Annotated in this window: 1 protein-coding gene; it reads right to left on the minus strand. The window is 76.6% G+C overall.

Features of this window, described 5'->3' with window-relative positions; translation table 11 throughout:
* Positions 1-12 precede the first annotated feature (12 nt).
* Positions 13-11787, minus strand: coding sequence for an SDR family NAD(P)-dependent oxidoreductase (locus ACH4OA_RS28760; protein WP_397971964.1), 11775 nt, complete (start codon positions 11785-11787; stop codon positions 13-15).
* Positions 11788-11817 lie beyond the last annotated feature (30 nt).

Raw genomic sequence — 11817 nt, forward strand, 5'->3', positions numbered from 1 at the left:
TCTGGACGGCACTCACGAGAGGCCCATCTCCTTGTCGATCAGGTCGAAGATCTCTTCGTCGGTGGCGGACTCGACGGCTTCGGCGGAGTCCGTGCCGCCGCCGGGCTCTGTCGCCGGTTCGAGGCGGGCGAGGGCGCCGCGCAGCCGCCGGGCGAGGTCCGCGCGCCGTTGTCCGGCGTCGGTGCCCGCGCCGGCCAGTTCGGTGGCGAGCGCGTCGAGCCGGTCGAGTTCGGCGGTGCCCGGCGGCGCGGCCGGCGCGGAAGCGGCGGTGAGCCGGGCGGTGAGGTGGCGGGCGAGCGTGTCGGGGGTGGGGTGGTCGAAGACCAGCGCGGCCGGCAGCCGGGTCCCGGTCGCCGCCATGAGCCGGTTGCGCAGTTCGACGCCGGTGAGCGAGTCGAAGCCGAGGTCCTTGAACGGCCGTTGCGCGCCGATCAGGTCGGTGGAGGCGTGGCCGAGGACGGCGGCCGCGTTGCCGCGCACCAGGTCGAGCAGGGCGCGGTGGGCCTCGGCGGGCGGCAGTTCGGCCACCTGCTCGGCGAGCGACGGCCCGGCCGGCGCCGGGGGCGCGGCGGTCCTCCCGCGCGCGCCGCGCACCAGCCCGCTGAGCAGGGGTGGCAGGGGCGCGCCCGTGGCGGCGGTCGCGCGCAGCGCGGCCGTGTCGACCGCGGCGGCCAGTACGTGCGGCTGCGCCGCGGTCAGGGCCGCGTCGAAGAGGGCGAGGGCCGTTTCGGTGGGCAGGGCGCCGATGCCGCCCCGTGCCGTCTTGCGTACGTCGGCGTCGGTGAGGTGCGCGGTCAGCGCGCTGCGCTCCTCCCACATGCCCCAGGCGAGGGACACGGCGGGCAGTCCTTCGGTCCGGCGGCGCGCGGCCAGGGCGTCGAGCGCGGCGTTGGCGGCGGCGTAGTTGGCCTGTCCGGCGGTGCCGAGCAGGGCGGCGCCGGAGGAGAACAGGACGAAGGCGGCCAGGTCGCGGTCCCGGGTCAGCTCGTGCAGGGCGAGTGCGGCGTCCGCCTTGGGCCGCAGGACGCGTGCGAGCCGCTCGGGTGTGAGTGCGGTGACGGTGGCGTCGTCGAGGATTCCGGCGGCGTGCACGACGGCGGTGAGCGGGTGCGCGCGCGGGATGTCCGCGATCAGTGCGGCGAGCGCGTCCCGGTCGCTCACGTCGCAGGCCGTGACGGTCACGTCGGCCCCGGCCTCGGTCAGTTCGCGGACGAGTCGTCCGGCCCCGGGGGCGTCCGGGCCGGAGCGTCCCGTGAGCAGCAGCCGGCGGACGCCGTGGGCGGTGACCAGGTGGCGGGCGACGAGCCCGCCGAGGGTGCCGGTGCCGCCGGTGATCAGCACGGTGCCCTCCGGGTCGAGGGGCGCGGGCAGGGTGAGGACGTTCTTGCCGATGTGCCGGGACTGGCTGAGCCGGCGGAACGCCTGTGGGGCCTGGCGCAGGTCCCAGCAGGTCAGCGGCAGCGGTGTGAGGGCACCCTGTTCGAACAGGGACAGGATCTCGGTGACCATGGCGCCGACCCGGTCGGCTCCGGCCTCCATCAGGTCGAAGGCCCGGTAGTGGACGCCGGGGTGGTCGCGCGCCACCTCGCCGGCCTGGCGTACGTCGGTCTTGCCCAGCTCTATGAACCGGCCGCCGCGTGGCAGCAGCGTCAGGGACGCGTCGACGAACTCCCGCGCCAGGCAGTCGAGGACGACGTCCACGCCCCGGCCGCCGCTGGCGTCGAGGAAGCGGCCGACGAAGTCGAGGGTGCGGGTGGAGGCGATGTGGTCGCCAGGCAGGCCCGAGGCCCGCAGGACGTCCTGCTTGGCGGGGCTCGCCGTCGCGTACACCTCGGCTCCGGCGTGCCGGGCGAGCTGGACGGCGGCCATGCCGACGCCGCCCGCCGCGGCGTGCACCAGGACCGACTGGCCGCGCCGCAGGCCGCCGAGGTCGAACAGGCCGTAGTAGGCGGTGAGGAAGGCGATCGGCACCGACGCGGCCCGCGCGAAGGTCCAGCCGGCCGGTATCCGGGCGAGGGTGCGCCGGTCGGCGACGGCGGTCGGCCCGAAGGCGCCGGCGAAGACCCCCATCACCCGGTCGCCCGGTGCGAGGTCGTCGACGTCCGGGCCCACCTCCAGGACGACTCCGGCGCCCTCGCTGCCGAGTCCCGCGTGGTCGGGGTCGAGTCCGAGGGAGGCCACCACGTCGTGGAAGTTGAGGCCCGCGGCCCGTACGGCGACCCGCACCCGGCCGGCGCCGAGCGGGGCGAGCGCGTCGGGCGCGGGTTCGGCCGTGAGCCCGTCGACCGTGCCGTCCCCGGACAGGGCGACCCGCCAGCCGTCCGCGCTGCCGGGGGGCGGCACCAGGGTGTCCCGGCCGGGCCCGGCGGTCAGGCGCGGTACGAGCAGCTCCCCGGCGCGTACGGCGGTCTGGGGTTCGCCCGAGGCGAGCGCGGCGGGCAGGGCGGCACGCGACTGCGGGTCGCCGTCCAGGTCCACGAGCAGGAACCGGCCGGGGTGTTCGGTCTGCGCGGTCCGCAGCAGCCCCCACACGCCGGACCGCGTCCAGTCCGCCGCCCGGTCGCCGGGGCCGGTGGTCACGGCGCCCCGGGTGACGACGGCGAGGACGGAGCCGTCGTACCGCTCGCCGGACAGCCACTCCCGCACGAGGGCGAGGCACTCCGCGGCGACGGCGTGGAACACCGCGGCCTCGTCCGTGCCGTCGCGCGTGCCTTCGTGCCCGGCGTCCGGGCGCGGGCAGTCGGCGACGACCAGGGCGGGCACGGGGCTGTCCGGTTCGGCCCGCAGGACGGCCCAGTCGCCCGGGTCCGTCTCCGGAACGAGGTCGTCGGCGTCCGGCGCGGGCACCCAGTCCACCCGGTGCAGCCCGTCCCGGCCGTGTCCCGCGCGCCCCGGGCCGCCCGCCGACGCCGGGCGCAGGGCGAGCGAACCGGCCGAGAGGACCTCCTGTCCGGCGAGGTCGTACACGGTCAGGGCGACGGCGTCCGGTCCCTCGCCGGTGAGCCGGACCCGTACGGCGGTGGATCCCGTGGTGTGCGCGGTCACGTCGTTCCAGCTGAACGGCAGGCGCGCGGTGTCGTCGCGGCCGGGCAGCAGCGCGGCGGTCTGCAGGGCGGCGTCGAGGAGCGCCGGGTGCAGGCGGTACCCGGGGGCGTCGGCGTGCTGCCGCTCGTCCAGGACGAGATCGGCGCAGATCTCGCCGTCCCGGGTCCAGGCGGCGCGGATGCCCCGGAACGTGGGCCCGTAGCGGTATCCGGCGGCCGCGAACCGTTCGTAGAGGCCGTCGATGTCCACGGCCTCGGCGCCGGGTGGCGGCCAGGTGACGAGGGCGGGCCCCGCGGGGCGGGCCGCGGGCGCGACGGTGCCGGTGGCGTGGGTGGTCCACGCGGACGCGGCCCCGGACTCCTGTCCGGCCTCCGGCCCGGTTTCCGGTCCGGTCTCCGGACCGGTGTCCCGCTCGGCCCGTGAGTGGAGGCCGAGCGCCCGCCGCCCGTCCGCGCCGGGCGCCCCGAGGCGCACCTGGACGCGGACGGCGCCCTCGTCGGGCAGCGCGAGCGGTGCGGACAGGGTGAGTTCGTCCACCGTGGCGCAGCCGACCGCGGCGGCGGCGCGCAGCGCGAGTTCCAGGAAGGCGGTGCCGGGCAGCACGGCGGTCCCCTGGACCACGTGCTCGGCGAGCCACGGGTGGCTGCGCCGTGAGAGGCGTCCTGTGCACAGGACTTCGCCCGTGCCGGCGATCTCGACGGTGGCGCCCAGGAGCGGGTGTCCCGTCGTCCCGAGCCCCGCGGCGGCCACGTCCCGGCTGGTGGTCGGGACGTCCAGCCAGAGGCGTCGTTCCTGGAAGGGGTAGGTGGGCAGGTCGGTGCGGGTGGCTCCGGTGCCCGCGAAGACGGGGGTGAAGTCGACCGGGATGCCGTGCGCGTGGGCCTGCCCGAGGGCGAGGAGCATCCGCTGGAGTCCGCCTTCGTCCCGGCGGAGCGTGCCCAGGACGACGCCGGTCGCCTCGGCCGCCTCCAGGGTCTCCTCGACCGCCATGGCGAGCACCGGATGCGGGCTGACCTCGATGAAGGCGTCGAAGCCCGCATCCGCCAGGGTGCGGACGGCGGGCTCGAAGGCGACCGGGCGGCGCAGGTTCGTGTACCAGTACGCGGCGTCCATCGCCGAGGTGTCCAGCCACTCGCCCGTCACCGTGGAGAGCAGCGGCACCTCGCTTCGCACCGGCCGGATTCCGTCCAGGGCCCGCGCCAATTCCTGCTCGATCCGCTCCACATGGGCCGAGTGCGAGGCGTAGTCCACCTCGATCCGCCGCGCCCGTACGCCGTCCGCCGCGCAGGACGCGAGCAGTTCGTCCAGGGCGTCCGTGTCCCCGGACACGACCACCGCCGAGGGGCCGTTGACCGCCGCCACCGACAGTCGTCCGGTCCAGGCAGCGACGGTCTCGGCGGCCCGCTCCGGCGACAGGGCGAGCGACACCATCCCGCCCTGTCCGGCCAGTCCCGCGATCGCCCGGCTGCGCAACGCGACCACCTTCGCGCCGTCCGCCGGTGACAGCGCTCCCGCGACGACCGCCGCCGCGATCTCTCCTTGCGAATGTCCGACCACCGCGTCGGGCACCACGCCGAAGGAGCGCCACAGCCGCGCCAGTGACACCATCACCGCGAACAGCACCGGCTGCACCACGTCCACCCGGTCGAAGTCCGTGCCCGAGCGCACCACGTCCAGCAGCGACCACCGCGTGTACGGGGACAGGGCCGCCGCGCACTCCCGCAGGGACTCCGCGAACTCCGGTGATCCGTCGAGCAGTTCACGCGCCATCCCGGCCCACTGCGCGCCCTGTCCCGGGAACACGAACACCGTCTTGCCGGACACCGAGGCCCGGCCCTGAGCGACGAACGCGGACGGCTCTCCGGCGGCCAGTGCCCGTATGCCCCGCAGCAGTCGCTCCCGGTCCCCCACCACCACGGCCCGGTGCTCGAACCGAGAGCGCGTCACCGCCAGCGACAGGGCCACGTCGGCGGCCCGGGTCTCCTCGTCGCACCCCTCCAGCAGCCGGGCCGCCTGCTCCCGCAGCGCCTGGGGCGTCTTCGCCGACACCACCCAGGGCACCGGCACCGGCACCGGCAGGTCGCGGTCGGCGGGCGGGGCCGTCTCCGGGGCCTGTTCCAGGATCACGTGGGCGTTCGTCCCGCTCACCCCGAACGACGACACCCCGGCCCGGCGCGGTCCGCCGCCGGCCTCCCACGCGCGTGCCTCGGCGAGCAGTCGCACCTCACCCGCCGACCAGTCGACCTGCGGGGTGGGTTCGTCGACGTGGAGGGTCCGCGGCAGGGTCCCGTGCCGCATCGCGAGAACCATCTTCATGACTCCGGCGACACCGGCCGCTGCGGAGGTGTGGCCGATGTTGGACTTCAGCGAGCCCAGCCACAGCGGCCGCCCCGCCCGGCGTTCCCTGCCGTACGTCGCGAGCAGGGCCTGCGCCTCGATCGGATCGCCCAGCGTGGTCCCGGTGCCGTGCCCCTCCACCGCGTCCACGTCCTTCGCCGACAGTCCGGCGTCGGCGAGCGCCGCGCGGATCACCCGCTGCTGGCTCGGCCCGTTCGGCGCCGTCAGACCATTGCTCGCGCCGTCCTGGTTGACGGCGCTGCCCCGTACCACCGCCAGTACCGGACGGCCGTTGCGGCGGGCGTCGGACAGCCGCTCCAGGAGCAGCACCCCGGCGCCCTCGCCGAAGCCGGTGCCGTCCGCGCCGGCGGCGAAGGACTTGCAGCGGCCGTCGGCCGCCAGACCGCCCTGGCGGCTGAACTCCACGAAGAGTTCCGGGCTGGACATCACGGTGACCCCGCCCGCGAGGGCGAGCGAGCACTCGCCGCTGCGCAGCGACCGCACCGCCGTGTGCAGGGCCACGAGCGAGGAGGAGCAGGCCGTGTCGATGGTGAGGGCCGGGCCTTCGAGGCCGAAGGCGTAGGCGATGCGGCCGGACACGACGCTGCCGGAGTTGCCGGTGCCGAGGAAGCCCTCGACGTCCTCGGGGATGTGCGGGAGGAGCCGTACCGCGTAGTCCTGCTGCATCAGGCCGATGAAGACGCCCGCCGGGGTGCCGCGCAGCGCGGCCGGGTCGATGCCGGCGCGCTCGCACGCCTCCCAGGTGAGGGTGAGCAGGAGGCGCTGCTGCGGGTCCATGGCGATGGCCTCGCGGGGCGAGATGCCGAAGAAGTCGGGGTCGAAGTCGCCGGCTCCGGTGAGGAAGCCGCCCTCGCGCACGTACGAGGTGCCGGTGTGCCCGGGGTCCGGGTCGTAGAGCGCGTCGAGGTCCCAGCCGCGGTCGGTGGGGAAGGCGGAGATGCCGTCGCCGCCGGAGGCCACGAGCCGCCACAGGTCGTCCGGGGTGCGGACCGCTCCGGGGAAGCGGCAGCCCATCGCGACGATGGCGATCGGCTCGGCCACGGCGGCCGCGGGGGAAGGCCGGGCCGCGGGCGCCGTCGGCGCGGGGTCCGCTCCGGTCAGTGCGTCCCGCAGGTGCGCGGCGAGCGCCTGCGGCGACGGGTGGTCGAAGACCAGGGTGGCGGGCAGCCGCAGACCGGTGGCGGCGGTCAGGCGGTTGCGCAGTTCGACGGAGGCGAGGGAGTCGAAGCCGAGGTCGCGGAAGGCACGCCCCGGGACGACCGCGCTGTCGGAGGTGTGGCCGAGCACGGCGGCGGCCTGGGCGCACACCAGCCGGACGAGCGTGCGCAGGCGTTCGGCCTCGGGCAGGGCGGCGAGGCGCTCGGGCAGGGCGGTGCCGGTGTCCTGGGCGGGTGCGGCGGCCGCGGCCCTGCGCGCGGGTACGCGGACGAGGGAGCGCAGCAGCGGCGGTACCGGCTCTCCTTCGGCGGCCCGGGCCCGCAGTGCGCGCGGGTCGAGCCGCAGCGGCAGCAGCGCCGGGGCGTCGACGGTGAGGGCCGCGTCGAGGAGTGCGAGGCCCTCGTCGGTGGTGAGGGGCGGCATGCCCGAGCGGGCCAGGCGGCGCAGGTCGGCGTCGTCGAGGTGCCCGGTCAGGGCGGAGCGCTGCTCCCACAGGGTCCAGGCGAGGGACCGCGCGGGCAGGCCGAGGGCGTGGCGCCGCTCGGCGAGGGCGTCCAGGTAGGCGTTGGCGGCGGCGTAGTTGCCCTGTCCGGGGCCGCCGAAGGTACCCGCGGCGGAGGAGAAGAGGACGAAGGCCCGCAGGTCCTTGTCCCGGGTGAGGTCGTGCAGGTGCCGGGCGGCGTCGGCCTTGGGGCGCAGCACCGTGTCGACGCGGCCGGGGGTGAGGGCGGTGAGGACGCCGTCGTCGAGGGCGCCCGCGGCGTGGACGACGGCTGTCAGGGGGTGGCCGGCGGGGATGCCGTCGAGCAGGGCGGCGAGCGCGGTCCGGTCGGCGGCGTCGCAGGCGGCGACGGTGACGTGGGCGCCGAGCACGGTGAGTTCCGCGGTGAGTGCCGTGGCGCCGGGCGCGTCGGGGCCGGACCGCCCGGCGAGGAGGAGGTGGCGGACGCCGTGCCGGGCCACGAGGTGGCGGGCCACGCGGGAGCCGAGCAGTCCGGTGCCGCCGGTGACGAGGACGGTGCCGTCGGGGTCGAGCGCGACCGGTACCGGGTCGGTGGCGGGGACCTTGGCGAGCCGGGGGACGAGGACGGTGCCGCCGCGTACGGCCAGTTGCTCCTCGCCGGAGGTGAGCGCCGCGGCGACGGTCCGCGGCGCCGCCTCCTCGTCGAGGTCCACGAGGAGGAAGCGGCCGGGGTGTTCGGACTGGGCGGAGCGCGTCAGGCCCCACACGGCCGCGCGGGCCGGGTCGGCGGGCGCCTCGCCGACGGCGTTCCGGGTGACGAGGGCGAGCCGTGTGCCGGCGAGCCGCTCGTCGGCGAGCCAGGTCTGGAGGGTTTCCAGGGCCCGGTGGACGGCGGCGTGCACGTCCTCCCCGTCCTCCGTGTCCCCGTCGTGGTACGGCGGTTGCGGCACCAGCACGAGGCCGGGCGGTGCCGTGCCCGCGTCGAGGGCGGCGGTGAGCGCGGCGGTGTCGGCGTAGACGGCCGACACCGGCAGGCCGGTGCCGGCGGGGCCGATGACCGCCCAGTCGGTGGCCACGGGAGCGGGCGGGCAGGTGACCGGGGTCCACTCCACCCGGAACAGCGAGTCGTGGTGGGTCCGGGCCGCGCGGGCGTCCGGTGCGGCCGGGCGCAGGACCAGGGACTCCACGGAGGCGACGGGACTCCCGGTGGTGTCGGCGACCTCCAGGGCGAGGGTGTCCGGCGCGGTCCGGGTCAGGCGGACGCGCAGCGCGGCGGCGCCCGTCGCGTGCAGGGTCGCCCCCGACCAGACGAACGGCATGCGGCCGCCGTCGCCCGTCCCGTCGGCGGTGAGTCCGGTGGCGTGCAGGGCGGCGTCGAGCAGTGCCGGATGCAGGGCGAACCGCTGGGCGTCCTGGTGGATCCCGGGCGGCAGCACGGCTTCGGCGTACAGGTCGTCGCCGAGCCGCCACACCGCCGTGAGTCCCTGGAAGGCGGGCCCGTAGGCGAAGCCTCCCTCGGCGTAGCGCGCGTACATGCCGTCGAGGTCGACGGGGGCCGCGCCGGGCGGCGGCCAGGCGCCCGGGGCGGTGGCGGCGGGGGCGGGGGCCGCCGGGGCGAGGAGGCCGGTGGCGTGGCGGGTCCACTCCTCGTCCGTGTCCGGGTCGTCGGGCCGCGCGTGCAGGGCCAGGGTGCGGGTGCCGTCGGCGGCCGGTGCGCCGACGGACAGGCGCAGGACGACGCCTGCGTCCCGTGGCAGTGTCAGGGGCGCTTCGAGAGTGAGGTCGTCGACGCGGGAGCAGCCGGTGCGGTCGCCGGCGAGGACGGCGAGTTCCAGGAAGGCGGTGCCGGGCAGCAGGATGTCGCCCTGGACGGTGTGGTCGGCGAGCCAGGGGTGGGTGCGCGCCGAGAGCCTGCCGGTGAACAGCAGGCTCTCGCTGTCGGCGAGCGTGACGACGGCGCCGAGGAGCGGGTGTCCCGAGGGGTCGAGGCCGAGCGAGGCGGCGTCGCCCGCGGGCGCGCCGGTGTCCTCCAGCCAGTAGCGCTCCCGCTGGAAGGCGTACGTGGGCAGGTCGACGCGGGTGGGGCGGTGCCCGGTGAGGACGGCGTCCCAGTCGACGGGCACGCCGCGCGTGTGCAGTTCCGCGAGCGCGGTGAGCGTCCGGCGCCGGCCGGCGTCGTCGCGGTGCAGGGTGCCGAGGGCGAGGGCGTCGGTGCCGGCGGCCGCGGCGGTGTCCTGGAGGGCGGCGGTCAGCACGGGGTGCGGGCTGACCTCGACGAACACGCGGTGCCCGGCGTCGAGCAGGGCGCGCGTGGCCCGCTCGAACTCCACGGTGTGCCGGAGGTTCTCGTACCAGTAGGCGGCGTCGAGGCGCTCGGTGTCCAGGAGAGCGCCGGTGACGGTCGAGTAGAACGGCACGACGGCCGGGCGGGGCGCGAGGCCCGCCAGGGCCGCGGACAGCTCCGCGCGGACCGCCTCGACGTGCGGGCCGTGCGAGGCGTAGTCGACGGGGATGGCGCGGGCCCGTATACCGTCGGCTTCAAGGGCGGCGAGGAGTCCGGCCAGTGCCTCGGGGTCGCCGGAGACGGCGGCCGACTCGGGGCCGTTGACGACGGCGAGCGCGATCCGCCCGCCCCAGGGCGCGAGGCGTTCGCGTACCCGGTCGGCGGGGAGCGCCACCGACGCCATGCCGCCGTGTCCGGCGAGGGCCCGCAGTGCCCTCGCGCGCAGGGCGACGACCTTCGCGGCGTCGTCGAGGGTGAGGGCGCCGGCGACGCAGGCGGCGGCGATCTCCCCCTGGCTGTGCCCCACCACGGCCGCGGGTTCGACGCCGTGCGCGCGCCACACCTCCGCGAGGGAGACCATCACCGCGAACAGGGCGGGCTGTACGACGTCGACGCGGTCGAACCCCGGGGCGCCGGGGGCGCCGCGGACCACGTCCGGGAGCGAGAAGTCGGTGTACGGGGCGAGGGCGTCGGCGCACTGGGCGAACCGGGCGGCGAACACCGGTGAGGTGTCGAGGAGTTCGCGGGCCATGCCGGGCCACTGGGAGCCCTGGCCGGGGAAGACGAAGGCGACGGCCTCGCCGGTGCGGGCGGTGCCGCGCACGATGCCCGGCGGCAGCGGGTCGGCGTCGCGGGCGAGCGCGTCCAGCCCGTCGAGCAGCGCCTGCCGGTCGTCGGCGAGGAGGACGGCCCGGTGCTCGTGCCCGGCCCGGCCCGTCGCCAGGGTGTGGGCGACGTCGGCGGGGCGGAGGCCGGGCGTCTGTGCCAGGTGGGTGTGCAGGGCGGCGGCCTGGGCGCGCAGCGCGGCGGCGGTGCGTCCCGAGACGACGCAGGGCACGGGACCGGTGGGCACCTCGCTGAGCGGCGGCGCTTCGGCGGGTTCGGCCTGTTCCAGGACGACGTGGCCGTTGGTGCCGCTGACGCCGAAGGAGGACACGGCGGCGCGGCGCGGGCGCCCGGTCGCGGGCCAGTCGGTGGCCTCCGTGACCAGTTTCAGCGTCCCCGTGGACCAGTCGACCTGGGGGGTGGGGTCCGTGCCGTGCAAGGAGGGCGGCACCATGCCGTGCCGCATGGCGAGGACCATCTTGATGACGCCGCCCACGCCGGCGGCGGCCTGGGTGTGGCCGATGTTGGACTTCAGCGAGCCGATCAGCAGCGGCCGTTCGGCGGTGTGTTCCCGGCCGTACGTGGCGAGGAGCGCCTGCGCCTCGATGGGGTCGCCGAGCGGGGTGCCGGTGCCGTGGGCCTCGACGACGTCGACGTCCGCCGCCGTGAGCCGGGCGTGGGCGAGGGCCTGGCGGATGACGCGTTGCTGGGAGGGTCCGTTCGGCGCGGTGAGGCGGCTGCTGGCGCCGTCCTGGTTGACGGCGGAGCCCCGTACGAGCGCGAGCACCGGGTGCCCGTTGCGGCGGGCGTCCGACAGGCGTTCCAGCAGGAGCATGCCGACGCCCTCGCCCCAGCCGGTGCCGTCGGCGGCGGCCGAGAAGGACTTGCAGCGCCCGTCGGCGGCGAGGCCGTTCTGCCGGCTCATCTCCACGAACGGCACCGGCGTGGACATCACCATGGCGCCGCCGGCGAGCGCGAGCGTGCAGTCGCCCTGCCGCAGCGCCTGGCCGGCCAGATGGAGGGCGACCAGGGACGACGAGCAGGCGGTGTCCACGGAGACGGCGGGGCCTTCGAGGCCGAAGGTGTAGGCGATGCGGCCGGACGCGACGCTGTCGGAGCTGCCGTTGCCGAGGTAGCCCCGGACGTCCTCGGGCACCTGGCGCAGCCGGACCGCGTAGTCCTGGTACATCACCCCGGCGAAGACGCCGGTGCGGCTGCCCCGCAGGGTGTGCGGGTCGATCCCGGCGCGTTCGAAGGCCTCCCAGGTGGTCTCCAGGAAGAGCCGCTGCTGCGGGTCCATGGCGAGGGCCTCGCGCGGCGAGATCCCGAAGAAGCCGGGATCGAAGCCGGCGACGTCGTCGAGGAAGCCGCCCTCGGCGCTGTAGGTGGTGCCGGGGCGCTCCCCCGCCGGGTCGTGCAGTGCGGCCAGGTCCCAGCCGCGGTCGGCGGGGAAGGGGGTGATCGCGTCGGTGCCCGTCGAGACCAGGCGCCACAGGTCCTCGGGGGTGCGCACACCGCCGGGGTAGCGGCAGGCCATCGCGACGACGGCGATCGGCTCCCGGTCCCGGGCCTCGGCCTCGCCGAGGCGCTGCTTGGTCCGGTGCAGGTCGGCGGCGACCCGCTTGAGATAGTCGCGCAGCTTGTCGTCATTCACCGTGGATCGTCACCTTCGTACGCGGGGCGG

Source organism: Streptomyces sp. NPDC017095 (assembly GCF_044332325.1).
In the GTDB taxonomy this organism is placed as follows: Bacteria; Actinomycetota; Actinomycetes; order Streptomycetales; family Streptomycetaceae; genus Streptomyces.